The sequence below is a fragment of the Pseudomonas alcaligenes genome (assembly GCF_041729615.1).
GTDB classification, from domain to species: domain Bacteria; phylum Pseudomonadota; class Gammaproteobacteria; order Pseudomonadales; family Pseudomonadaceae; genus Aquipseudomonas; species Aquipseudomonas alcaligenes_B.
Genome location: NZ_CP154874.1, coordinates 962,220 through 986,351 on the forward strand (window position 1 = coordinate 962,220; position 24,132 = coordinate 986,351).

Genomic DNA, 24,132 nt, shown 5'->3' on the forward strand with positions numbered 1-24,132 from the left:
GGTAAACCACCGGTTTCGAGACAAGGAGACAGATCATGCGCAAGACCCTCACCGCCCTGCTGCTCGCCGCCAGCCTGCCGACCCTCGCCCTGGCCATGCCCGAAGGCGCCCCTGGCGAGCACGGCCCCTGCAGCAAGGCCATGCACGGCGAGCACCGCGGCCACGGCATGCGGATGTTCAAGGACCTCGACCTCGACCTCAGCGCCGAACAGCGCGAGCAGATGGGCAAGCTGATGCGCGAGCGCAAGGGCGATCCCCGCGAGATCACCCAGAAGTATCTGGACAAGCTGCCCAAGGCCGACCAGGACGCCCTCAAGCAGGAGCTGGAAACCGCGCGCCTGGAGCATGACAAGGCCATCCGCGCCATCCTCACCCCGGAGCAGCAGAAGACCTTCGACGCGCACAAGGCCGAGATGGCGAAACGTCGCGCCGAACGCGCGGAATTCGAGGCCTGGAAGGCCGAGAAAGCACAAAAAGCCGAGTAATATCCGGCAATCGGGCCCGGCGCAGTGCCGGGCCCACCGTTTCAAGGAGCCTCCATGCGTTCACTGTTCTGGCGCATCTTCGCCAGCTTCTGGCTGGCGGTGGCCCTGGTCGCCGGCCTGTCGCTGCTGCTGGGCCGCGCGCTGGACCAGGACGCCTGGGTGCTCGGCCGCCACCCGGCCCTCAAGGACTTGCCCGAACTCTGGACCCAGCTCTACGAGCGCGACGGCCCCGAGGCCGCCCAGCAGTTCCTGGAAAAGCGCAAGCGGCGCTTCCGGGTCAACGTCCAGGTGCTCAACGACAATGGCCAGGCCCTGGTCTACGGCACCTTTCCGCCACGCGCGGCCGCCTTCGAGGCACGCCAGGACAACCCGCAACGCCTGCCCTGGCGGCGCATCACCGAGGAATACCAGAGCCCGGCCTCGGGCGAGACCTACCTGTTCATCTACCGCATCCCCCATCCGGAGATGATGGCCTGGCACCGCGACAGCCTGTTCTGGCCACTCAGTGCCCTCGGCATCGCCCTGGTGGTGCTGACCGCCATCAGCCTGCTGCTGACCTTCTCCATCACCCGCCCGCTCGGCCGCCTGCGCGGCGCCGTGCACGACCTCGGGCAGACCGCCTACCAGCAGCACAGCCTGGCCAGGCTGGCCGCGCGCGGCGACGAGTTCGGCGTGCTGGCCCGCGACTTCAACCGCATGGGCGCGCGCCTGCAAGACCTGATCGGCAGCCAGCGCCAGCTGCTGCGCGACGTCTCCCACGAACTGCGCTCGCCGCTGGCACGCCTGCGCGTGGCCCTGGCCCTGGCCGAACGCGCCGAGCCGGGCGAACGGGACAAGCTGTGGGGCCGCCTGACCCAGGAATGCGATCGCCTGGAGGCGCTGATCGGCGAGATTCTTGCCCTCGCCCGCCTGGACGCCGACCCCGGGGCCGCGCGCCCGATCGACCTGCGCCAGCTGCTCGACGGCCTGCAGGCCGACGCCGCCCTGGCCGCCCCCGCCCAGCGCCTGCAGATCCGCATGGACAGCCGCCCCCTGCCGCTCGCGGGCTGGCCGGACATGCTCGGCCGCGCGCTAGACAACTTGCTGCGCAACGCCCTGCGCTTCAACCCGCCGGGCCAGCCCATCGAAGTGACGGTGCAGCAGCAGGACGGCCAGCTGCGCATCAGCGTGCGCGACCATGGCCCCGGCGCCCCACAGGAGGTGCTGGCGCGGCTGGGTGAACCCTTCTACCGCGCGCCCAACCAGGACGCCGCCGGCCACGGCCTGGGCCTGGCCATCGCGCGCCGCGCCGCCGAGCGCCATGGCGGCCGCCTGCTGCTGGACAACCACCCGGAGGGCGGCTTCATCGCCACCCTGGAACTGCCGCTGACACAGCAGCAGTGAGGCGGTCCTGGCCCCTGGCTCAGCGTACCAGCATGGACAGGGCCGCCCCCAGCATCACCGTGGCCGCCCCGCGGAACAGGTGCTGCTGGGCGCGCGGGCTCGAGAGCATGTGGCGGATGCGCACCGCCGCGAGAATGAACACCGCCCCCACCACCAGCAGTACCGCCACGGTAAGCGGCACCAGTACCAATGCCCAGGTGCCGAGGGAAACGCTGTTCAGGTCGATGGCCAGGGGCACCAGCGCCAGGTAGAAGGCGATGGTTTTCGGGTTGCCCAGGGTAATGGTCAGCCCCGATAGGGCGGCGGACAGCAGCTCCTGGCTATGCGCCGGCCGTCCCACCACGATCTCCTGGTGATCGGCGCACCAGAAAAGCCAGGCCAGGTAGCCCAGGTAGAGAGCAGCCCCCCAGCGCACCAACTGGAACAGCAGGTCGAAATGCTCGGCGATCAGCGCCAGGCCGAAGACGGCGAACGACAGGTAGATCAGGTCGCCCAGGATCAAGCCGAGCAGCAGGCAGGTTCCCGCAGCCGCCCCGCCGCCCACGCTGCGGGCGACCAGCGCCGCCATGCCGGGGCCGGGCACTATCGCCGCAATCAGCAAAGACAGCGCATAAGTCATGAGTTGGGTCAGATCGAGCACGCTGTGGCCCTCGAGAAGATGGTCGACTGCGGCAAACCTCGGCCTGCGCGCGCAGAGCTCTCTCGACGGGCGGTATGGTCGCCGCCCCAGGAGAACGGGAAAACTCTAACCCTCCAGACCGGGAAAAACTTCTCTACTTAGGCTTCCGAATCGATTAGAAAGGGCAGGAAATTTCACATAGATACAGCCCAGGGGTATTTATGACCGATCACGATTTGACGGCTACCGACGCCCGCATCCTGGCCGCCCTGCAGCAGGATGGCCGCATGACCAATCAGACCCTGGCCGAGCACCTCGGCATGTCGGCCCTCACCCTGCTGGCGCAGGGTCCGCCAGCTGGAGGAACACCGCTTCATCCAGGGTTACCGGGCCGTGCTGGATCGGCGCAAGATCGGCCTGGGCGTCATGGTGTTCATCCGCATCAGCATCGACAGCCACAGCAAGGCCGAGGCCCAGAAGTTCGAGGAGGAAGTCATGCGCCTGGAGGATGTCGTCGCCTGCTACAGCATCGGCGGCGACGCCGACTTCCTGTTGCAGGTAGTGGCACGCGACCTGGATTGCTTTGCCGACTTTGCGATGACAGTCGTGCGCCAGCTACCCGGCATCAAGGAAATGCAGAGCATGTTCGTGCTCAAGGAAATCAAGCCCTTCGTCGCGTTCCCGATCAAGCGCCCGTCCAGCGGCGCGGCATGACGGCCGCCAGGCACCGAAACGGCGCCGGGCAGCTAGCCGAGCGCCTTGGCGGCCTGTAGCGCGGCGATCTGCGCCTCGTCGTAGCCCAGCTCGCGCAACACCTCCAGGCTGTGCGCGCCGAGGGCGCTGCCGATATGCCGGGGTGACTCCAGCCCCTGCGAGAAACGGATCGGGCAGGCCAGCTGGCGCTGCGCCGCCCTGCCCTCACGCGGTACTTCGGTGACCACGCCACGGGCCTTGAGCTGCGGGTGCTCGACCGCCTCGGACAGTTTGAGCACCGGCTCGACGCAAGCATCCAGGGCGGCGAAACGCTGCTGCCACTCGGCCAGATCGTGCTTCTCGATCTCGATCTCGATCTCGCGCTTGAGCGCCTTCTGATCCTTGGGCGACAGGCCCAGGGCGGCCAGCTCCGGGCGGCCGATGGCGGCGCAGAACTGCTGCATGAATTGCGGCTCCAGGCTGCCCACCGACAGCCAGCGGCCGTCGCGGGTGCGGTAGTAGTCGTAGAAGCTGCCACCGTTGAGCGCCTGGTTCTCCATGTCCGGCTCCTGGCCGGCAGCGAGGAAACCGGCACCAGCCATGGCGTGCAGGCTGAAGGCGCAGTCGGTCATGCTGATGTCGACGTGCTGGCCCTGCCCCGTGCTGTGCCGGGCAATCACCGCGGCGAGCAGGCCGATCACCCCGTGCAGCGAGCCGCCGGCGATGTCCGCCACCTGCATGCCGAGCGGCAGCGGGCCGCTGTCGCGGCGCCCGGTGTAGCTGGCGAGGCCGCTCAGCGCCAGGTAGTTGAGGTCGTGGCCGGCGCGGTCCTTGTACGGCCCGGTCTGGCCGTAGCCGGTGATGGAGACATAGATCAGCCGCGGATTGATCGCCTTCAGCGCCTCGTAGCCGAGGCCGAGCTTGTCCATCACCCCGGGGCGGAACTGCTCCAGCACGATGTCGTACTCGGCCACCAGGCGGCGCACCACTTCCAGTGCTTCGGGCTTCTTCAGGTCCAGCGCCAGCGAGCGCTTGTTGCGGTTGAGGTAGGCATGGCTGGCGGATACGCCGTCGACATGCGGCGGCAGCACGCGTACCAGGTCCATGCGCGTCGGCGATTCGATGCGCAGCACCTCGGCACCCAGGTCGGCCAGCAGCAGCGAGGCGAAGGGCCCCGGCAGCAGGGTGGAGAAGTCGAGGACTTTCAGCGAGGACAGCGGGCCTTTCATATTCAGTCTTCCCAGTGAACAGCAGGTTGATGCGGCAGGCGGGCGACCCACTCGGCGTAGCGGGCCTCCAGCACGTTGCGGCGGATTTTCAGGGTCGGCGTCAGGCTGCCGTTGTCCACGGTCCAGCTCTCGCTCACCAGCAGCAGATGGCTCAGACGCTCGTGAGCCGGCAGCGCAGCATTGAGGCGCTCCAGGGTCACCAGCAGGTCGGCGGCAATCTGCTCGCGGGCCTGGGCGCGGGCCGCTGGCGACAGGTCGATCAGCGCCAGCGGCTGGTCGCGGTTGCTGCCCATCAGGCAGACCTGCTCGACCCAGGTGTTCTTGGCGATCTCGCCCTCGATCGGCGCCGGCGCCACGTACTTGCCCTTGCTGGTCTTGAAGATGTCCTTGACCCGCCCGGTGATGCGCAGGTAGCCGTCGGCATCCACCTCGCCCTTGTCGCCGGTGTGCAGCCAGCCCCCTTCCAGGGCCTGGGCACTCAGCTGCGGCTCACGGTAGTAACCCTGCATCAGGGTCGGGCTGCGGAACAGCACCTCGCCGCTGTCGGCCAGGCGCATTTCGAGGAAGGGCATGGGCCGCCCGACCGTGCCGAAGCGCACTTGCCCTGGGCGGTTGAAGCAACCGTAGGCGAAGTTCTCGGTCATGCCGTAGCCCTCGCAGATGGTCAGGCCGATGCGCCGGTACCACTCCAGCAGCCCCGGGGAAATCGCGGCGGCGCCGGACACCAGGATGCGCGCCCGGTCCAGGCCCAGGCCACGACGAATCCTGCGCGCCACCAGGCTGCCGAGCAGCGGCAGGCGCAGCAGCAGGTCCAGCTTGCGTTGCGGCAGGCGTTCCAGCACGCCCTGCTGGAAGCGCGTCCACAACCGCGGCACCGAGAAGAACACGGTCGGGCGCACGTGCTGCAGGTCGGCGGCGAAGGTCTCCAGCGATTCGACGAAGGCCACCGCGGCGCCGGCGTAGAGGCTGTTCATCTGCACCAGGAAGCGCTCGGCGGCGTGCGACAGCGGCAGGTAGGAGAAGAACTGGTCGCGCTCGCCGATCTTCATCTCGGCGCAGGCGTTGGCGGCGGAGAAGGCCATGGCCCGCGCCGACAGCATCACGCCCTTGGGCTGGCCGGTGGTACCGGAGGTGTAGAGGATGCTGAGCAGCTCGTCACCCTGCTGCCGGTGCACCTGCTGCAACGGCGCATGGGCCTGCAGCTGGTGCCACTGGTAGTCGGCGCGCAGGGTCGGATAGGGCATGGCGATGCGCGCCACCTGCGCGCCGATGGCCCCCTCCAGCTTGTCCGGTTCGTCCAGCTTGCCGAGGATGATCGCCCGGCACTCGGCATGCTCCAGCACGTAGGCAATGCTCTCGGCGGTCTGCAGCGGATAGAGCGGCACACTGATCAGCCCGGCCATCATGATGGCCAGGTCGCTGATGAACCACTCGGCGCAGTTCTTCGCCAGGATCGCCACCCGGTCGCCTGGCGCGCAGCCCAGGACCTGCAGGCCGGTGGCCAGGCGCCGTGCCTGGTCGTCGACCTGGCGCCAGGTGAAGTCATGCCAGGCGCCGGCCACCGGCTGGCGCAGCCAGACCCGCTCGGGCGTGCGCTCGCACCAGTGCTGGAAACGTTCTAGCGGCAGTTGTTCGGTCATGCGGGCGTCCCTTCTTGTTGTTATCTGCCCCGCCGGGCTCGCTCAAGGTAGACCCGCCCTCGCCGCCCCTCAATGACCCAAGCGCTCGGCGCGATTGACCCTAGCGGTCAGCCTCCAGGGTGAAGGCCAGGAAGCGCTGCAGGTAATCGATGAAGGCCTGCACCTTGCCGGTGGCACGGCGGTGGCTGGGGTAGACCGCGAGGATGTCTTCGCCGAAGGCGTCCGGCTCGATCTGGTAGTCCGCCATCAGCCGCACCAAGCGGCCATCGGCCAGATGGGGCGCGACACTCCACAGCGGCGTGTGCAGCACGCCGTTGCCGGCCACGGCATTGGCCAGCAGCAGGTCGTAGTTGTCGCTCTCCAGGCGCACCCGCTGCGGGTGCGGCAGGCGGATGCGCATTCCATCGCGCACCACCCACCAGCCGTCGCGCCCGAGCGCCGGGTGGGCGTACATCAGCCAGTCATGCTGCTCCAGGGTCTGCGGCGTCAGTGGCAGCGGGTTGCGGGCCAGGTAGGCGGGGCTGGCGGAGAGGCAGATGCGGTTCTTGCCGACCACCCGCGCGATCAGCCCCGGCAGGTCGCTCGGCCCCTCGCGCAGGGCCAGGTCGTAGCCGGCCTCGACCAGGTCGACGAAGTCGTCGCACAGATCGACGCGCAGGCGAATCTGCGGGTACTCGGTCAGAAAGCCGGCGCAGACCTGATCGAGAAAGGCCTGGCCGAACGCCAGCGGCGCGGTCAGCCGCAGGCTGCCGTGCAGGCCATGCTGCAGCTGGCCGATTTCCTCGCCCGCCTCGTGCAGGCGCTGCAACACCTGGCGCGCGGTGTCCAGATACAGGCGCCCGGCCTCGGTCAGCACGATGCGCCGGGTGCTGCGCTCGAACAGCTGCGCGCCCAGCTCGCGCTCCAGGTGGCCGACGGCCTTGGTCAGGGCCGAAGGCGTCTTGCCCAGCAGCTCGGCGGCGCGGCTGAAACTGCCCTGCTCGGCCGTGGCGACGAACATGCCGAGGGCACTGAACTTGTCCATGGTCGTTTCCTACCAGGCAAAAGGATTTTGCGCGAACAGGCCGTTCTGCCTGCTCCCCATGCTCGCTAGTCTCGCCGGCAGATCAATAAAAACAAGGGGTCTGCTGTGAAAAGAGCGTTACTGGCAAGTGCACTAGCTTTTTCCTCCCTGGAAGCCATGGCCGCCGCCGATCTGGTGTTTTACAACGGCCAGGTGTTTACCGCCGAGGCCAGCCAGCCCAGGGCCCAGGCCATCGCCGTGGACGACGGCAGGATTCTCCAGGTCGGCAGCGACGCGGCCATCCTCGCCCTGGCCGACGCCAGCACCCAGCGCATCGACCTGGCCGGCAAGGTGCTGATGCCGGGCATGATCGACACCCACAGCCACCCGGTGATGGGCGCCCTGGCCAGCCTGCGCGCCAACCTCTACGACGAGGTCAAGCCGCTGGCCGAACTGGAACAGTGGATTCTCGCGCAGGACGCGGCCGGCACCGCGCGCCTGGACGACATCATCGTCATCAGCGGCGTCAGCTCGGCCTACTGGAAGGACAGCCGCGCACTGGCCAAGCGCTTCAACCAGGGCCGCTGGGCCGAGCAGCCGCTGGTGCTCGACGGCATCGACGGGCACACCGGCTGGGCCAACCAGGCCATGCTGCGGCGCGTCGGCATCGATGCCGCACTGATCAAGACCCTGGACGCCAAGGAAGCCAGCTACATCGAGCACGAGGCGGACCTGAAGCCTACCGGCTACCTCAGCGAAACCGGCTGGGACCGGGTACGCAGCCAGCTGCCCAAGCCCTCCCATGAACTGATGCTGAAGGCCGCCCGCGAGGCGGTGCGCCTGAATCTGGAAGTGGGCGTCACCGCCTGGATGGATGCCGCGGCCAACGGCGGCGGCGAGCAGTCGCTGTTCGAGATGCGCCCCACCACCCGCGACCTCGGCGTACTGCCGCTGTACCGCGAGCTGGCCGAGAAAGGCGAGCTGAACGTGCATGTGGCCGCCCTGCTGCTGGCCCACCCGCAGAGCAAGCCCGAGGACCTCGCCGTGCAGGCCGAGGTGATGCGCCAGTTCGAAGGCGTGCCCAACCTGACCTTCCCCGGCCTCAAGGTGTTCGTCGACGGCATCCTCGAATACCCGGGGCAGACCGCCGCGGTGATCGACCCGTACACCAACAGCCACAAGCAGGGCCAGCTGCTGATCGATCCGCAGGGCTTCGGCCCGCTGCTGGCCGCGGCCGAGCAGCGCGGCTGGATCGTGCACATGCATGCCGTCGGCGACCGCGCTGTGCGCGAATCACTAAACGCCGTGCAGTACGCCCGCCAGCACAATGCCAAGGCGCTGCCGCACAGCATCACCCACCTGCAACTGGTCAATCCCAAGGAGTTCGCGCGCTTCAGGGAGCTCGGCGTGATCGCCTCCATGCAGCTGCTGTGGGCCACCGCCGAGAGCTACACCGAGGAGCTGGTCAAGCCCTACGTCAGCGCCTTCGCCTACCGCTACCAGTACCCGGCGCGCTCGCTGCACAAGGCCGGTGCCACCATCGCCGGGGCCAGCGACTGGCCGGTGTCCAGCCCCAACCCGTGGAACGCCATCGCCCAGGCCAGCACCCGCACAGGCCCGCTCGGCGTGCTCAACGCCGCCGAGAGCATCGACCGCGAAACCATGCTGCGTGCCTACACCATCAATGCCGCCAAGGCCCTGCGCCTGGAGGAGCGCATCGGCTCGCTGGCGCCCGGCAAGCGGGCCGACCTGATCCTGCTCGACCGCGACATCTTCACGGTGAGCGACGCCGAGCTGTTCGACACCCGGGTGCTGCAGACCTGGTTCGCCGGCAAGCCGGTGCACCAGGCCGGCGCCACCACCGCCCACGCCGAATAAGACCCACCCGCCGCCTTCACCGTGCGCCCTGCGGCGCGCGGCGCAGCGGCTCGCCTTCGAACTGCCGACCTAACAACCACAACACAAGGCTCTTCCATGCGCATCCAGCACCTTCTCGCCCTGGCCCTCGCGGCCGGCGGCACCCTGCAGGCCCAGGCCATCGAACTCAACGAGCAGTTCGCCCTGGCGATCACCCCAGGCCTCTACAGCGACTACCGCAACAGCGGCATCTCGCAGACCCTCGGCGACCCCGCCGCCCAGCTCGACCTGATGCTCAGCCACGCCAGCGGCCTGTACGCCGGGGTGTGGACCAGCAACGTCGACTTCGGCTACGACTGGGCGAACGACGACCGCTTCGGCACCCGCCAGGAGATCGACTACTACCTCGGCTACTACTGGCAGATCACCGACGCCATCAGCCTGGACGGCTACTACAACCGCTACACCTTCCCCGGCGAGAGCCAGTTCAACGGCAGCGACATCTACCTGACCCTGGAGGCCTACGGCTTCTTCGTCGGCGGCAAGCACTCCCACGACACGGACGAAACCGCCTTCACCCGGTACGCCGGCTACCGCACCCAGCTGCCGCTGGAGATCGGCCTGGAGCTGCGCTGGGAGAACGTCGACTACAAGGACGGGGTGTTCTTCAACGCCGACTACAGCGATTCGCGCGAGGACTACGACAACTGGCAGGTCTCGCTCAACCGCGAGCTGGCCGGCATCACCTGGGGCCTCAGCTATGTCGATACCGACCTGTCCGACGCCGAGTGCCTGAGCTTCACCGGCTACGACGACCTGTGCGGCGCCGACCTGGTGGTGAGCGCCAGCAAGACCTTCTGAGCCATGACCACGGCCGTGCGAATGCATCTGTACGGCCGATTTGAAAGCCAGCTGCGGATTGCGCCGTCTGCCGGGCGGCGTAATCTGGCGGCTCCTGCCTGGAGCCGTTGATGAAACCCGCCGATCTGTTCCGCCTGCTGCTGCTCGCCGCCATCTGGGGCGCCAGCTTCCTGTTCATGCGCATCGCCGTGCCGGTGCTGGGCAGCCTGCCGACCGCCTTCTTCCGCGCCAGCCTCGGCGCCCTCGGCCTGCTGGCCTTCCTCCTGCTGATGCGGCCGCTGTGGAACTACCAAGGCAAGTTTCGCGCCTGCCTGGTGCTGGGCGTGATCAATGCCGGGCTGCCCTCGGTGATGTACTGCCTGGCCGCGCTGGTGCTGCCGGCCGGCTACTCGTCGATCTTCAACGCCACCACGCCGCTAATGGGCGTGCTGATCGGCGCGCTGTTCTTCAGCGAGGGGCTGACCACCAGCAAGGCCGCCGGCGTGGCGCTCGGCCTGTTCGGCGTGGCCGTACTGACCCGCACCGGCCCGGTGGACTTCGACCTGCCGCTGCTGCTGGGCGCCGCTGCCTGCCTGGTGGCCACCACCTGCTACGGCTTCGCCGGCTTTCTCACCCGCCGCTGGATCGGCCCGCTGGGCCTGGACAACCGCCTGGTGGCCTTCGCCAGCCTGGTCGGTGCCAGCCTGTTCCAGCTGCCGCTGTTCGCCGGCAGCCTGACCTGGCAACCACCGACCAGCTGGGGCGGGCCCACCGTATGGCTGTCGCTGGCCGGCCTGGGGCTGGTCTGCACCGCCTTCGCCTATGTCCTGTATTTCCGTCTGCTGGCCGACATTGGCCCGATCAAGGCCAGCACCACCACCTTCCTGATCCCGCCCTTCGGCGTGCTGTGGGGCGCCCTGCTGCTGGGCGAACCGCTGAGCTGGGACTACCTGCCCGGCTGCCTGCTGATCGGTGTGGCGCTGTGGCTGGTGGTGCGGCCGAGCGCACCGAGCGCTGCGCCGGCCAGAACGTAGCCCGGATACAATCCGGGAGCGGAGTGGCCTGTTTCCCGGATTACATCCGGGCTACGGCCGTTAGTGCGGCCCAGCGCACCGGGCACGACGCAGGCCAAGGCGTAGGACATTCCCTCTCCCTTTGGGTGAGGGGCTGACGGGCAACTCCGTGTCGCCTGTCGCACCCTCACCCCCGCCCCTCTCCCATGGGGAGAGGGGATACAAAAAAGCCGCCTCATGGGCGGCTTTTTCATGCACGGCAGCTGCTTACTGCTGCAGCTCCTGCTCGGTGAACATGTCGCTGAACAGCATGCTGGACAGGTAGCGCTCGCCCGAGTCCGGCAGGATCACCACGATGGTCTTGCCCTGCATCTCCGGCTTCTCGGCCAGGCGCACGGCGGCAGCCATGGCGGCACCGCAGGAGATGCCGCAGAGGATGCCCTCTTCGCGCATCAGGCGCAGGGCCATGGCCTTGGCCTCATCGTCGGAGACCTGCTCGACGCGGTCGACGATCGACAGGTCGAGGTTCTTCGGCACGAAGCCGGCGCCGATGCCCTGGATCTTGTGCGGGCTCGGCTTGACCTCGTCGCCGGCGATGGTCTGGCTGATCACCGGCGAGGCAATGGGCTCCACCGCCACCGAAAGGATCGGCTTGTGCCGGCTGTGCTTGATGTAGCGCGACACGCCGGTGATGGTGCCGCCGGTGCCGACGCCGGCCACCAGCACGTCGACGGCGCCGTCGGTGTCGTTCCAGATTTCCGGGCCGGTGGTCTTCTCGTGAATGGCCGGGTTGGCCGGGTTGTCGAACTGCGCCGGCATGAAATGCCTGGCCGGATCGCCGGCGACGATTTCCTCGGCCTGGGCGATGGCGCCCTTCATGCCCTTGGCCGGATCGGTCAGCACCAGTTCGGCGCCCAGGGCCTTAAGCACCTTGCGCCGCTCCAGGCTCATGGAGGCCGGCATGGTCAGGATCAGCTTGTAGCCACGGGCCGCGGCGACGAAGGCCAGGCCGATGCCGGTGTTGCCCGAGGTCGGCTCGACCAGGGTCATGCCCGGCTTGAGCACGCCGCGCGACTCGGCATCCCAGATCATGCTGGCGCCGATCCGGCATTTGACCGAATAGGCCGGGTTGCGCCCTTCGATTTTCGCCAGAATGGTCACGCCCTTGGGCCCCAGGCGGTTGATCTGCACCAGCGGCGTGTTGCCGATGGACTGGGCATTGTCGGAATAGATGCGGCTCATGGCGGAAGTCCTTGTGCGAGCGGGAACTAGACCGCCAAGCCTATGCCCAGGCCGCGCGGGCGTCCAGCCGCTGACCTTGAGCGGGTGACCCGCCATTCAGTGACTGAATGGCGGGTCTGCGTTCACAGTGCGCCAGGGCGCGGGGTATATTGGCTTTTTCAGCTGTTCGCCGTGCCGGGCGCCGCCCGCGCGTTACCGTTCGAGGATTACACGATGAAGTTCGAAGGCACTCAGTCCTACGTCGCCACCGACGACCTGAAGCTCGCGGTCAACGCCGCCATCACCCTGCAGCGCCCACTGCTGGTCAAGGGCGAGCCGGGCACCGGCAAGACCATGCTGGCCGAGCAGCTGTCCGAGGCCTTCGGCGCCAAGCTCATTACCTGGCACATCAAGTCCACCACCAAGGCGCACCAGGGCCTCTACGAGTACGACGCGGTCAGCCGCCTGCGCGATTCGCAACTGAACTCGGAGAAGGTCCACGACGTTCGCAACTACATCAAGAAAGGCAAGCTGTGGGAGGCCTTCGAGTCCGAGGAGCGGGTGATCCTGCTGATCGACGAGATCGACAAGGCCGACATCGAGTTCCCCAACGACCTGTTGCAGGAACTCGACAAGATGGAGTTCTACGTTTACGAGACCGACGAGACGATCAAGGCCAAGCAGCGCCCGATCATCATCATCACCTCGAACAACGAGAAGGAACTGCCGGACGCCTTCCTGCGCCGCTGCTTCTTCCACTACATCGCCTTCCCGGACCGCGACACCCTGAAGAAGATCGTCGACGTGCACTACCCGGGCATCAGCGGCGAGCTGGTGGCCGAGGCGCTGGACGTGTTCTTCGACGTGCGCAAGGTGCCGGGTCTGAAGAAGAAGCCCTCCACCAGCGAGCTGGTCGACTGGCTGAAGCTGCTGATGGCCGACAACATCGGCGAGGCCGTGCTGCGCGAGCGCGATCCGACCAAAGCCATTCCGCCGCTGGCCGGCGCCCTGGTGAAGAACGAGCAGGACGTGCAGCTGCTCGAGCGTCTGGCCTTCATGGCGCGCCGCGCCGGGCGCTGATTGCTTGTCTCCCCTCTCCCGCTTGCGGGAGAGGGGCCGGGGGAGAGGGAAAGCCGGCTACTCGGCGTTGTCCGTTCACCCTCTCCCTAGCCCTCTCCCTCAAGGGAGAGGGAATTGTCCGCATACCCCAAGAGGTCCGCAGCCATGCTGCTCAACCTGTTCAATGAAATGCGCGCGGCCAAGGTGCCGGTCTCGGTGCGCGAGCTGCTCGACCTGATCAATGCGCTCAAGCACAACGTCGTGTTCGCCGACATGGACGAGTTCTACTACCTCGCCCGGGCGATCCTGGTGAAGGACGAGCGCCACTTCGACAAGTTCGACCGCGCCTTCGGCGCCTACTTCAAGGGCCTGGAAAACCTCAACGAACACATCGAGGCACTGATCCCCGAGGAGTGGTTGCGCAAGGAGTTCGAGCGCCACCTGTCCGAGGAAGAGAAGGCGCAGATCCAGAGCCTGGGCGGCCTGGACAAGCTGATCGAGGAGTTCAAGAAACGCCTCGAAGAACAGAAGGAACGCCACGCCGGCGGCAACAAGTGGATCGGCACCGGCGGCACCAGCCCCTTCGGCTCCGGCGGCTACAACCCCGAGGGCATCCGCGTCGGCGATGCCGGCAAACGCCAGGGCAAGGCCGCCAAGGTGTGGGACCAGCGCGAGTACAAGAACCTCGACGACCAGGTCGAGCTGGGCACGCGCAACATCAAGGTGGCCCTGCGCCGCCTGCGCAAGTTCGCCCGCGAAGGCGCGGCGGAAGAGTTCGACCTCGGCGGCACCATCGACCACACGGCCAAGGACGCCGGCCTGCTCAACATCCAGATGCGCCCGGAACGGCGCAACACGGTCAAGCTGCTGATCCTGTTCGACATCGGCGGCTCGATGGATGCGCATGTGAAGGTGTGCGAGGAGCTGTTCTCGGCCTGCAAGACCGAGTTCAAGCACCTGGAGTACTTCTACTTCCACAACTTCATCTACGAGAGCGTGTGGAAGAACAACCTGCGCCGTACCAGCGAACGCTTCTCCACCTCGGACCTGCTGCACAAGTACGGGCCGGACTGGAAAGTGGTGTTCGTCGGCGACGCGTCCATGGCGCCCTACGAGATCACCCAGGCCGGCGGCAGCGTCGAACACTGGAACGAGGAAGCCGGCTACGTATGGATGAAGCGCTTCATGGACAAGTACAAGAAGCTCATCTGGATCAACCCCTACCCCAAGGACGCCTGGAACTACACCGCCTCCACCAACATCGTCCGCGAGCTGATCAACGACCAGATGTACCCGCTGACCCTGCGCGGGCTGGAAGACGGCATGAAGTTCCTCTCCAAGTGACGGACGGGCCCATGCGGGCCCGTTCTGCTTTGCGGCGAAAGCCGTTAGGCTTGGTGCGTTATCCCTTCGCATCGAGCCAAACATGCACGATATTTCCCTGCAGGACGCCGCCGCACCCGATGGCGTCTGCTACGGCTGCGGCAGCCGCAACCCGCACGGCCTGCACGTCAAGAGCCGCTGGCACGCGGACGGCATCCACGTCTTCGCCGAACACCTGCCCGACCCCATGCACTGCGGCTGGCCGGACCTGGTCTACGGCGGGCTGATCGCCATGCTGGTGGACTGCCATTCGAACTGGACGGCCATGGCCTACCACTACCGCGCCGAAGGCCGCGAGCCCGGCAGCCTGCCGCGCATCGACTGTGTCACCGGGTTCCTCGGCATCAAGTACATCAAGCCGACGCCCATGGGCGTGCCACTGCAATTGCGCGCGCGGGTCGAGGGCGAGGTGGGGCGCAAGACCCAAGTGATCTGCGAGATCTACGCCGGCGATGTGCTCACCGCCATCGGCGATTCGGTCTTCGTGCGGGTGGACACCAGCCAGTTGGCCGCCACGGCGCACGGTCGCGAAAACTGACAACGGCTGCGGCAAAAGAAAAAGGCCCCTCGCGGGGCCTTTTGCATGTCAGCGCCAGTGGCGCTTCTCGTAGGCGATCGGCTTGTGCTTGCGGCCGATGCCCAGGGTCCAGCCGATGCCCAGCGCCAGCAGCTCGACCAGCCAGGCCAGGACCAGCCCGACGCCCAGTGCCCAGGCGATAGCCTGGGGCGCCAGCAGCACCTGGTAGGTATAGGCGGTGTAGGCCGCCTCAAGCAGCTCAGGGTCGGCGGCCGTGGCCAGGTGCCAGGCCTGGGCGTACCAGGGCCCCTGCATGGCCAGCCACTCGCCTTCCAGCAGTTCGGAACGAGTCACCAGATGGGCGACGCTCTCGGCGTCGCTGCGCATCACTTCGTCGGTGCTGGCGCGGTAGTGGGCGACCAAAGCATTAAGATCGGCATTGAAGAAACGCGCGGCGGTCTCGCGAAAGCCCAGCAGGCTCTCCTCGGACTCGGCACGCTGGGCCGCCACGCGCTTGGCGTAGTCGTCGATGAAGCCCGGCACCTGGACCCCGACCAGCAGGCCGAAGGCGAACACCAGCAAGCGCAAGTAAGCCCTGAACATCCTCACTCCCCCATCTGCCCGTGGGCGACGCGCTCGCCGCGCCGCCACAGGCTCCATTCGCCGGGCTGGAACAGGTTCCAGCGCTCGTTGTCGGTCAACGGCTCGGTGGCGATCACGGTGACCACGTCGTTGGGCGTGGTTTCAGCCTGGAAGTCCACCGTCACCTCTACATCCTTCAGCCGCGCCGGGCCGAACGGCGCGCGACGGGTGATCTGCGCCAGCTTGGTCGAACAGAAGCAGAACAGCCAGTCGCCGTCGCTGAGCAGGCAGTTGAACACGCCCTTGCCGCGATACTCCTGCGCCGCCTGCACCAGCACCGGCAGCAGCACCTCGGCCGGCACCGGCTCGGGGAAGGCGCCGCGCACCCGGTTGAGCAGGTCGCAGAAGGCCGCCTCGCTGTCGGTGTCGCCCACCGGGCGGTAGAAATCCAGGCGCGGGACGAAACCGGCCAGCTGGCCGTTGTGGGCGAAGCACCAGTTGCGTCCCCACAGCTCGCGCACGAAGGGGTGGGTATTGGCCAGGCACACCCGGCCGACATTGGCCTGGCGGATGTGGCCGATCACCGTCTCGCTCTTGATCGGGTAGCGCTGCACCAGGCGCGCCACCTCGGACTCGACGCTGGCCGCCGGGTCCTGGAACAGGCGCAGGCCGCGCCCCTCGTAGAAGGCGATGCCCCAGCCGTCGCGGTGCGGGCCGGTGCCGCCACCACGCTGCATCAGCCCGGTGAAGCTGAACACGATGTCGGTGGGCACGTTGGCACTCATGCCGAGCAGCTCGCACATGGCTCAGCCCTCCGCCAGGGCCGCGCGCAGACGCTCGGCCTCGCCCACCAGGCGTGCCTCGAGGCGCTTGCGGCCGAGCGGCAGGAAGCGCGTGAGGATGCGCCAGCACAGGGCCGGCAGGTCGCCGACACGCCGCGGAATCAGGTGCAGATGCAGGTGCGGCACATGCTGGTTGGCCACCGGGCCGTCGTTGAGCAGCAGGTTGATGCCGAGCACGGCAGGATCGCTGCGGTACAGCGCACGGCCTACCCGCTCGGCCAGGGCCAGCAGGGCCTCGCGCGGCGCGGCCGGCAGGTCGGCGAGAAAGGGTGCATGGCCGCGGGCGACGATCAGCACATGGCTGGGGCGCAGCGGGAAGATGTCCAGCAGCACGAGGAAATGCTCGTCCTCATGGACGACATGGGCCGGCAGCTGGCCGTCGGCGATGGCGCAGAACACGCAATTCATGGGCTCTCCTTGGCGCATGCCGGCCGCGCGCAGCCTCTAGAGGCGCGGTTCGATGCGCAGGCGGCGCTCGCCCTGGGCGTCCAGGCGGGTGTCGGCATCGAAACGCTCATCACGGTCCATGAGCTGGCGCAGGGTCGGTTCGTCGTCCTCGGCAGCGGCCTGCGCCGGCTTGCCCTGGCGCGCCTGCCACCAGCGCTCGACGGGCCAGCGCAGGGCGCAGAAGGCCAGCCACACGGCGAAGGCGATCAGGCCGTAGATGGCCAGGTCGGCCACCGCGCGCCAGGCGTTGTTGCCGACCTTGAACAGCAGGTCGAGGGCGGTGATGGCGATGGCCGGGGCGAACAGCTCGCGGGCCGGGTCGACTATGGTCGGGGTCAGCAGCAGCACGGCCACCAGCACGCGCAATGGCTCGCGCAGCCAGCGCCACATCCAGCCGGTCATGCGCATCCATACCAGCAGGCAGCCGAGGGCGGCGACGGCATAGACGGCCCAGGCGAGCAGATAGTCTTGTTCGGTCATGGCGTTTCGTGGCTTGGCCGGCAGAGGGGCGCTTATGATAACGGCTTTTGCGCGACCTGCGCCTCCCCGCGGTCGCCCCCGAGCCGAAAACCGAAAGCCGAGAAGCGCGATGACCGACGCCCCGATTGCCCGCCGCGAAGCCGGCGCCGACCCCTACCGCTGGCTGCAGCAGCGCGATGCCACCGAGGTGCTCGAGCATCTCCAGGCCGAGAACGCCTACCTGGAGGCGCAGCTGGCCGACCAGGCCGCGCTGCGCGAGACGCTGTTCCGGGAGATCAAGGGCCGCATCCGCGAGACTGACCTGTCCCTGCCGGTGCCCTGGGGCCCCTGGCTGTACTACCAGCGCACCAGCGCCGGCGACGAATACCCGCGCCACTACCGTTGCCCGCGCCCGGCCGACGGCTCGCTGACGGTGGACGAGAACGCCGAGCAGCTGCTGCTCGACCCCAATGCCCTGGCCGGCGACGGCTACCTGTCGCTCGGCGCCTTCACCATCAGCCCGGACCACCGCCTGCTCGGCTACAGCCTGGATACCAGCGGCGACGAGGTCTACCGCCTGTTCGTCAAGGAACTGGACAGCGGCCTGCTGCGCGAGCTGCCGTTCGACGACTGCGACGGCCAGATGACCTGGGCCAACGACAACCGGACCCTGTTCTTCGTCACCCTGGATGACACCCACAGGCCACACCGCCTGTACCGCCATAGGCTCGGTAACGCCGGCGCCGACCTGGTGTTCGAGGAGGCCGACGGGCGCTTCTTCCTCAGCTGCCACCGCACCAGCTCCGAGCGCCAGCTGGTGCTCAGCCTGAGCAGCAAGACCACCAGCGAGGCCTGGGTGCTCGACGCCGACACGCCGGCCGGCGAGTTCCGCTGCCTGGCGCCGCGCCAGGAAGACCACGAGTACGACGTCGACCACGGCCTGCTGGACGGCCAGTGGACCTGGTTCGTGCGCAGCAACCAGGCCGGCATCAACTTCGCCCTGTATGTCGCGGACGAGGCCCAGCCGAGCCGCGAGCACTGGCGCGAGCTGGTCGGCCATAGCGAGACACGCATGCTCGAGGGCGTCAGCCTCAACCGCGATGCCTTCGTCCTCAGCCTGCGCGAAGGCGGCCTGCCGATCATCGAGGTTCACCCGCAGGGCGGCGCCCCCTACCCCGTGCAGCTACCGGATGCCGCCTACAGCCTCTACGTGCAGGACAGCCTGGAGTTCCACAGCGAGGTGGTCCGCCTGCGCTACGAGGCGCTCGGCCGCCCGGCCCAGGTGCGCCAGCTGGAGCTGGCCAGCGGTGCGCAGCAGGTCCTCAAGCAGACCCCGGTGGAGGGCCCGTTCGACGCCGACGCCTACGAGAGCCGGCGCCTGTGGGCCAGCGCCGCCGACGGCACCCGGGTGCCGATCAGCCTGGTGGCGCGCAAGGACGTGCTCGCGGCAGGCGCGCCCGCCCCGCTCTACCTCTATGGCTACGGCGCCTACGGCGAAAGCCTCGACCCCTGGTTCAGCCACGCGCGCCTGTCCCTGCTGGAGCGCGGCTTCGTCTTCGCCATCGCCCACGTGCGCGGCGGCGGCGAACTGGGCGAGGCCTGGTACCGCGCCGGCAAGCTGGAACACAAAGCCAATACCTTCGGCGACTTCATCGCCTGCGCCGAGCAGCTGATCGCCGACGGCCTGACCACTGCCGGGCAACTGGTGATCAGCGGCGGCAGCGCCGGCGGCCTGCTGATCGGCGCCGTGCTCAACCTGCGTCCCGAGCTGTTCGCCGCGGCCATCGCCGAGGTGCCCTTCGTGGACGTGCTCAACACCATGCTCAGCCCCGACCTGCCGCTGACCGTGACCGAGTACGACGAATGGGGCGACCCGAACGACCCTGAAGTGTTCGAGCGCATCAGGGGCTATGCGCCCTACGAGAACGTGCGCGCGCAGGGCTACCCGGCGATCCTCGCCGTGGCCGGCTACAACGACAGCCGCGTGCAGTACTGGGAGGCGGCCAAGTGGGTGGCCCGCCTGCGCGAGCTGAAGACCGACAGCAACCTGCTGCTGCTCAAGACCGACCTCGGCGCCGGCCATGGCGGCATGAGCGGACGCTACCAGGCGCTGAAGGACGTGGCCCTGGAATACGCCTTCCTGTTCAAGGTACTGGGAGTGAGCTGATGCAGACCCTGCTCTACCGCTGGTTGCTGCTGGTCGGCCTGGGCCATGTGGCGCTGGGCGTGGCGCTGGCCTTCGCCGCCCAGCTGCCGGCCACCCAGGCCTATTTCGACTACCTGCACGCCAGTGTCTCGGCCACTCCGCCGCCGGCGGAGTACCAGGCGCTGCTGCGCACCATGGTCGGCCTGTTCGGCCCCACCGTGGCCAGCTGGGGCCTGCTGTTCAGCGTGCTGGTGCTGCTCTACCGCCGCCACGGCCATGCGCCGATCAAGCCGGCGATCTTCGCCGCGCTGCTGCTCTGGTGCCTGCTGGACAGCGCCATTTCCGTGCATTTCAACCTGGCGCTGCACGCCTACCTGAATGCGGCGGCGGCCCTCTCCATCGCCCTGCCGCTGCTGTTCCTGCGCCCGCTCAGGGCTTGTCGCTAGGGTGCTGCTGGCCCTGCTGCCGCTTCTCCAGCTGTGGCAGCGGCTTATCCCTGGGCGCGGGCGGCGGATTGACCAGCGGCCTGGCGGGCTGGTCGGGATTGACCAACAGCGGCGGCGTGCCATAGGGGGCGGCCGGCAGGCTGCGCACCTGGGGCTGGGCATAGGGCTGTGGCGTAGCGGTGCCCGGCAGGCCCTGGGGCTGGGCCTGGGCGCAGAGGCTGAGGAGCAGGAGCGGCAATGGCGCTAGACGATGCATGGGGGGCTCCAGCGGCGGCGACTTTCGTTCTATTCTGGCAGGGTCGCCGGCCCGCGACTTCCCAGCCGACCACAGGTACCGCCATGAACAAGCTCGACCAGATCCTCGCCGAGGCCCAGCGCCGACGCGAGACCAGCTACCGCGAGAAGGCGCTGAAGATGTACCCGCACATCTGCGGGCGCTGCGGCCGCGAGTTCAGCGGCAAGCGCCTGAGCGAGCTGACCGTGCACCACCGCGACCACAACCACGACAACAACCCGGAAGACGGCTCCAACTGGGAGCTGCTGTGCCTGTACTGCCACGACAACGAGCACCAGCGCCAGGTCGACCTGCACTACCAGAAGGAAGAGGCGGCCAGCGCCGGCAACGGCGCCAAGGTCACCCACAAGGCCCTGGCCGGGCTGGAGGCGCTGCTCAAGGGCAAGGGCTGAGTGCGCTGCCTCCCTGGCCCGAGAGGCGCTAGCGCAGCAGCGCGCTGTCCAGCACTTCCGAGCCGCGGCCCATGACGTTCTCGCTGATCTCGACGAAATCCTTGGTGCTGGCTTTTTCCAGGCGCATCAGGCCGCGCGTGACATCATCCAGCGAGCGCTGGTTGTCGGTGTGCTTGCGGATCTCCCGGTCCAGCTCCTGCAACAGCAGCACGGCACGGGCGGTGACCGGACCGGTGGAGTCCTCGGTGCGCAGGCTGTCGACCGGCTTGCCCCACTTCGCCAGCTTCTTGCGGATCGCCTGGTAGCGATCCTCGCTCATGCCGCCGGCGCGGCGCACCAGCTCGATGGCGTAGTACTCGGCCAGGCCCTCGCTGATCCAGTCGCTGCGATCGGTGTCGCGGATGCGGCTGAACACGTGGACCAGTTCATGCACCAGCGAACTGGTGCCATTCTCGCTGACCAGCGGCCGGTCGGCATGGAAGAAGATCGAGTTGGGCGCCGATAGGCCGCCGCGCCACATCGGGTCGCCGGCGCCGACGATCAGCAGCTTGGCGGGGTCGCGCGGGAACACCGCCTGGGCCTCGGGCCAGACGAAGGTCAGCAGCGTCAGGATGTCCATGCGGCGCATGCCCTCGCCCACCGGCGCGGCCACCGTCACGTCGGTGTCGCCGAGCCGGGCGCGGCGGCTGCCGATCTTGCCGGCGAGGATCCAGCCGGTGGGGCGGTCGAACTTGCGGGTCGGGTTGTCGATGCGGAACCTGTTCTCGCCGATGCGCGGCCAGCCGGTCTCCAAGCCGCCCCAGCCCTTGGGCAGGTCGAATTGCAGGCGCGCCACCAGCTCGACCTTGTCGTCCTTGACCAGGCGCGCGCTGGGCACCAGGTCGTCGCCGCGCAGCAGGGCCCAGTCCGCGGTCATCCGCGCATCGAACTTGCCGGCATCGCGCGGATGGCTGATGCGCACTTTGTAGGTCAGGCTGCTTTTGCCCTTGGCCGGCTGCCAGGTGCCGCTGTCGGGGCCCTCCTGGGTCCAGCTACCGTCGGTGCTGAAGTCGCTGTAGTAGTCCTTGCTGCCCAGATTGAAGGCCAGTTTCTGTACGAACTCGCCCTTTTCCAGGGTCAGGCTGACCTCGGCCTGGTCGCTTTCCGGGAGGAATTTGACCCGGTAATCCAGGTCGACCCGCTTGGCGGCCCACAGGGGCGCGCTCAGGCCGAGCAGAAGGGTGGCGGTCAACAGCGTGCGGGCGGGCATCGAAGGGCTCCATGCGGGTGAATGAGAACGACCTTGGACCGCCGCCGAAGGGAAAAACTCAACCGGCGCGGAAGATCAGATGATCCTCCCAGTCTTCCTCGGCCACGCTGCCTTCGGCAAGCATGCGCCCGGACTGGGAAATGCGTTCGTGGTGCACGGCGTCGGGGTCGCCGCAGACCAGATGGTGCCACAGCGGCAGGTCCTTGCCCTCGCTGACCAGGCGGTAGGCACAGGTCGGCGGCAGCCACTTGAACTGGTCGGCCTGGGCCGGGGTGAGCTGCACGCAATCCGGCACCTGCTGGCGGCGATTGGCGTAGTCGCTGCAACGGCAGGTCTTGAGGTCCAGCAGCTTGCAGGCGATGCGCGTGTAATAGACGCTGCCGTCGTCCTCGTCTTCCAGTTTCTGCAGGCAGCACAGGCCGCAGCCGTCGCACAGCGATTCCCACTCGTCCTGGTCGAGCTGGGCGAGGGTCTTGCGTTTCCAGAAGGGTTGAACGATGGCGGCCATGACGATGAGGACAGCTGGGAAGGCCGGCAGTCTAGCCCGTGCCAGGAACGCGGCCAAGCAGGCGCGACTGGCGGTCGCGCAGGCCGGTAATTTTACTGATCGAAACAACAGATATTCACCGAACTGATCTAGGCTTCTCCTGTCATGGCCCCTGGCCAGCCCCTGCCTACCTCAAGGAAGACTCCCATGAAAAGCTGGAAGATCAGAACCCATCTGTTCCTGCTGATCGGCACCCTGCTGTCGAGCCTGCTGCTGGTTGGGCTGCTCGGCCTGCACGGGCTGCAGTCGACGGTGCGCGGCCTGGAAACCGTGTACCTGGATCGGGTGGTGCCGCTGCGCGACCTCAAGCTGATCGCCGACCTCTACGCGGTCAACATCGTCGACGCCACGCACAAGGCCAACAGCGGCAGCCTCTCCAGCAGCGCCGCGCAAGCCCTGATAGTCCAGGCCCGGAGCGATATCGACAAGACCTGGCAGGCCTACCTGGACACCCAGCTGATCGCCGAGGAACAACGCCTGATCGCCGAGATCAAGCCACTGATGGCCGCCGCCGAGGCGCCGCTCGACCATCTGCAGGACCTGCTGCGCCAGGCGCAGCGCGAAGCCACGCGCGAGTTCGCCGACCAGCGCCTGTACCCGCTGATCGACCCGCTGTCGGCCAAGTTCGCCGAGCTGATCGAGGTCCAGCTGGGCGAGGCCCGGCACCAGTACGAGCGGGGCCAGGCCACCTACACCAGAGATCTGCGCCTAAGCCTGGGCCTACTGCTGCTGGCTCTGCTGCTCGGCGGCGCCCAGGCGCTGTACTTCGCCCGCCTGCTGCGCCTGCAGCTGGGTGCCGAACCGGGCGAGCTGGAAGCCATCAGCGCGCGCATCGCCGCCGGCCAGCTGGACAGCCAGGCGAGCCTGGAGCGTGCCAGCAGCGGCGTGATGAAATCGGTGCAGAGCATGCACCACGGCCTGCGCGACATGATCGGCAACATCGGCGAGGCCTCCGAGCAGATCGAGTGCGCCTCCCTGCAGCTGGCCGCCTCCTCCGAACAGGTGCTCAACAGCGCCAACGTGCAGAGCGATACGGCCTCGGCCATCGCCGCCACCATGGAGGAGATGGCGGTGAGCATCAGCCAGATCGCCGAGAACGCCCAGCAGACCCGCGACATGGCGGAAAAGGCCGGCCGGCTCAGCGACCACGGCCTCGAGGTGACCGCCGCCGCCATCGAGGAAATGCGCAGCATCGCCGGGCTGGTCCTGCAGAGTTCGGCGGATCTCGAGCAACTGGCCGCCCAGTCAGCCAACATCAGCGCCATAGTCGACGTGATCAAGGGCATCGCCGAGCAGACCAACCTGCTGGCGCTGAACGCCGCCATCGAGGCCGCCCGCGCCGGCGAGCAGGGGCGCGGCTTCGCCGTGGTGGCCGACGAGGTACGCAGCCTGGCCAGCCGCACCGCGCAGTCCACCACCGAGATCGTCGCCCTGGTCGGCTCCATCCAGGGCGGCGTGGAACAGGCGCGCAGCAGCATGGGCCTGGGCCGCGAGCGCCTGGGCAGCGGCACGCGCCTGGTGGAACAGGCCGGCACGGCGATGCAGGACATCCGCGCCGCGCTGAGCGAGTCGCTCGACGCGGTCAATGTGATCTCGCTGTCCCTGCAGGAGCAGCGCGCCGCCAGCGAACAGGTGGCAGCCAATGTCGAGCGGGTGGCGCAGATAGTCGAGGAGAACTCTGCCGCCCAAGGCGGCATCGTCCAGGCCATCCAGGCGCTGCAGGCGATGTCCGGGCGCCTGCAGGGCATGCTGCGGCGTTTCAGCTACTGAGGCCGGCGACGCCCG

At 67.9% G+C, this 24,132-nt stretch carries 24 protein-coding genes and 1 pseudogene; 13 read left to right on the plus strand and 12 right to left on the minus strand.

The annotated features are described in order from the left end of the window. Window positions 1-35 precede the first annotated feature (35 nt). Window positions 36-485, plus strand: a complete 450-nt coding sequence (locus tag AAG092_RS04615) for a Spy/CpxP family protein refolding chaperone (protein ID WP_373388737.1) — start codon at window positions 36-38, stop codon at window positions 483-485. Window positions 486-539: 54 nt separating this feature from the next. Then, complete coding sequence (locus tag AAG092_RS04620; RefSeq protein WP_373388739.1) at window positions 540-1,868, plus strand: ATP-binding protein; 1,329 nt, start codon at window positions 540-542, stop codon at window positions 1,866-1,868. A gap of 19 nt (window positions 1,869-1,887) precedes the next feature. Here AAG092_RS04620 and AAG092_RS04625 read toward each other — a convergent pair whose 3' ends face one another. Further along, window positions 1,888-2,508: a LysE family translocator gene (locus AAG092_RS04625; RefSeq protein ID WP_373388740.1), complete on the minus strand. Its 621-nt coding sequence runs from the start codon at window positions 2,506-2,508 to the stop codon at window positions 1,888-1,890. A gap of 200 nt (window positions 2,509-2,708) precedes the next feature. Here AAG092_RS04625 and AAG092_RS04630 point away from each other — a divergent pair. Further along, window positions 2,709-3,201, plus strand: a pseudogene (locus AAG092_RS04630) (Lrp/AsnC family transcriptional regulator). A gap of 32 nt (window positions 3,202-3,233) precedes the next feature. Here the strand turns inward: AAG092_RS04630 and AAG092_RS04635 are convergent. From AAG092_RS04635 to AAG092_RS04645, 3 genes are all read right to left on the minus strand, one after another. Beyond that, window positions 3,234-4,409: a CaiB/BaiF CoA transferase family protein gene (locus AAG092_RS04635; RefSeq protein ID WP_373388741.1), complete on the minus strand. Its 1,176-nt coding sequence runs from the start codon at window positions 4,407-4,409 to the stop codon at window positions 3,234-3,236. 2 nt (window positions 4,410-4,411) lie between these two features. Then, window positions 4,412-6,049 (minus strand): AMP-binding protein, encoded by a 1,638-nt coding sequence (locus AAG092_RS04640; protein WP_373388742.1) that lies wholly within the window; start codon window positions 6,047-6,049, stop codon window positions 4,412-4,414. A 100-nt stretch (window positions 6,050-6,149) separates the two neighbouring features. Then, on the minus strand, window positions 6,150-7,073 hold the full coding sequence (locus AAG092_RS04645; RefSeq protein WP_373388744.1) for a LysR substrate-binding domain-containing protein: 924 nt from the start codon (window positions 7,071-7,073) through the stop codon (window positions 6,150-6,152). Window positions 7,074-7,229: 156 nt separating this feature from the next. On the opposite strand from AAG092_RS04645, the gene AAG092_RS04650 reads away from it, so the two are divergent. The 3 genes from AAG092_RS04650 (at window position 7,230) to AAG092_RS04660 (ending at window position 10,783) form a co-directional block, all read left to right on the plus strand. After that, entirely contained in the window at window positions 7,230-8,930 is a 1,701-nt protein-coding gene (locus AAG092_RS04650) for an amidohydrolase (protein WP_373388745.1), read from the plus strand. 96 nt (window positions 8,931-9,026) lie between these two features. After that, entirely contained in the window at window positions 9,027-9,770 is a 744-nt protein-coding gene (locus AAG092_RS04655; RefSeq protein WP_373388746.1) for a TorF family putative porin, read from the plus strand. 110 nt (window positions 9,771-9,880) lie between these two features. Beyond that, a complete protein-coding gene (locus AAG092_RS04660; RefSeq protein WP_373388747.1) occupies window positions 9,881-10,783 on the plus strand; it encodes a DMT family transporter in 903 nt (300 codons plus the stop codon). A gap of 246 nt (window positions 10,784-11,029) precedes the next feature. On the opposite strand, the gene cysK is transcribed toward AAG092_RS04660, so the two are convergent. After that, on the minus strand, window positions 11,030-12,004 hold the full coding sequence (cysK, locus tag AAG092_RS04665) for a cysteine synthase A (RefSeq protein ID WP_373388748.1): 975 nt from the start codon (window positions 12,002-12,004) through the stop codon (window positions 11,030-11,032). 213 nt (window positions 12,005-12,217) lie between these two features. Here cysK and AAG092_RS04670 point away from each other — a divergent pair, with 213 nt between their 5' ends. The 3 genes from AAG092_RS04670 (at window position 12,218) to AAG092_RS04680 (ending at window position 14,963) form a co-directional block, all read left to right on the plus strand. Continuing rightward, window positions 12,218-13,063, plus strand: a complete 846-nt coding sequence (locus tag AAG092_RS04670) for a MoxR family ATPase (RefSeq protein ID WP_110681880.1) — start codon at window positions 12,218-12,220, stop codon at window positions 13,061-13,063. Window positions 13,064-13,207: 144 nt separating this feature from the next. After that, window positions 13,208-14,386: a VWA domain-containing protein gene (locus AAG092_RS04675; protein ID WP_110681879.1), complete on the plus strand. Its 1,179-nt coding sequence runs from the start codon at window positions 13,208-13,210 to the stop codon at window positions 14,384-14,386. Window positions 14,387-14,468: 82 nt separating this feature from the next. After that, the gene (locus AAG092_RS04680; protein ID WP_373388749.1) at window positions 14,469-14,963 is read left to right on the plus strand and encodes a PaaI family thioesterase; all 495 of its coding nucleotides are present in this window, start codon (window positions 14,469-14,471) and stop codon (window positions 14,961-14,963) included. Window positions 14,964-15,011: 48 nt separating this feature from the next. On the opposite strand, the gene AAG092_RS04685 is transcribed toward AAG092_RS04680, so the two are convergent. The 4 genes from AAG092_RS04685 to AAG092_RS04700 are packed head-to-tail and all read right to left on the minus strand — an operon-like array spanning window position 15,012 to window position 17,293. After that, complete coding sequence (locus AAG092_RS04685) at window positions 15,012-15,545, minus strand: DUF2937 family protein (RefSeq protein ID WP_373388750.1); 534 nt, start codon at window positions 15,543-15,545, stop codon at window positions 15,012-15,014. A 2-nt stretch (window positions 15,546-15,547) separates the two neighbouring features. Beyond that, complete coding sequence (locus AAG092_RS04690; RefSeq protein ID WP_110681876.1) at window positions 15,548-16,327, minus strand: class II glutamine amidotransferase; 780 nt, start codon at window positions 16,325-16,327, stop codon at window positions 15,548-15,550. A gap of 3 nt (window positions 16,328-16,330) precedes the next feature. After that, window positions 16,331-16,774, minus strand: coding sequence for an HIT family protein (locus tag AAG092_RS04695; RefSeq protein ID WP_373388751.1), 444 nt, complete (start codon window positions 16,772-16,774; stop codon window positions 16,331-16,333). A gap of 36 nt (window positions 16,775-16,810) precedes the next feature. Then, on the minus strand, window positions 16,811-17,293 hold the full coding sequence (locus tag AAG092_RS04700; protein ID WP_110681874.1) for an MFS transporter: 483 nt from the start codon (window positions 17,291-17,293) through the stop codon (window positions 16,811-16,813). Window positions 17,294-17,402: 109 nt separating this feature from the next. On the opposite strand from AAG092_RS04700, the gene AAG092_RS04705 reads away from it, so the two are divergent. Beyond that, window positions 17,403-19,439 carry a S9 family peptidase gene (locus AAG092_RS04705; protein ID WP_373388752.1) on the plus strand — a complete coding sequence of 679 codons (2,037 nt, stop codon included), beginning with the start codon at window positions 17,403-17,405 and terminating at the stop codon, window positions 19,437-19,439. Beyond that, window positions 19,439-19,864: a hypothetical protein gene (locus AAG092_RS04710; protein ID WP_373388753.1), complete on the plus strand. Its 426-nt coding sequence runs from the start codon at window positions 19,439-19,441 to the stop codon at window positions 19,862-19,864. The genes AAG092_RS04705 and AAG092_RS04710 overlap by 1 nt, the downstream gene beginning before the upstream one ends. Here AAG092_RS04710 and AAG092_RS04715 read toward each other — a convergent pair. Further along, complete coding sequence (locus AAG092_RS04715) at window positions 19,848-20,120, minus strand: hypothetical protein (protein ID WP_373388754.1); 273 nt, start codon at window positions 20,118-20,120, stop codon at window positions 19,848-19,850. The genes AAG092_RS04710 and AAG092_RS04715 overlap by 17 nt on opposite strands. A gap of 83 nt (window positions 20,121-20,203) precedes the next feature. Between AAG092_RS04715 and AAG092_RS04720 the strand changes: the two genes are divergently transcribed. Next, a complete protein-coding gene (locus AAG092_RS04720) occupies window positions 20,204-20,551 on the plus strand; it encodes a YajD family HNH nuclease (RefSeq protein ID WP_373388755.1) in 348 nt (115 codons plus the stop codon). A 28-nt stretch (window positions 20,552-20,579) separates the two neighbouring features. On the opposite strand, the gene AAG092_RS04725 is transcribed toward AAG092_RS04720, so the two are convergent. Both AAG092_RS04725 and AAG092_RS04730 read right to left on the minus strand, forming a co-directional pair. Continuing rightward, complete coding sequence (locus AAG092_RS04725) at window positions 20,580-21,800, minus strand: hypothetical protein (RefSeq protein ID WP_373388756.1); 1,221 nt, start codon at window positions 21,798-21,800, stop codon at window positions 20,580-20,582. Between the two features lie 58 nt (window positions 21,801-21,858). Beyond that, on the minus strand, window positions 21,859-22,308 hold the full coding sequence (locus tag AAG092_RS04730; protein WP_110681868.1) for a YcgN family cysteine cluster protein: 450 nt from the start codon (window positions 22,306-22,308) through the stop codon (window positions 21,859-21,861). Window positions 22,309-22,494: 186 nt separating this feature from the next. Here AAG092_RS04730 and AAG092_RS04735 point away from each other — a divergent pair, with 186 nt between their 5' ends. Next, on the plus strand, window positions 22,495-24,117 hold the full coding sequence (locus AAG092_RS04735; protein ID WP_373388757.1) for a methyl-accepting chemotaxis protein: 1,623 nt from the start codon (window positions 22,495-22,497) through the stop codon (window positions 24,115-24,117). Window positions 24,118-24,132: the final 15 nt, after the last annotated feature.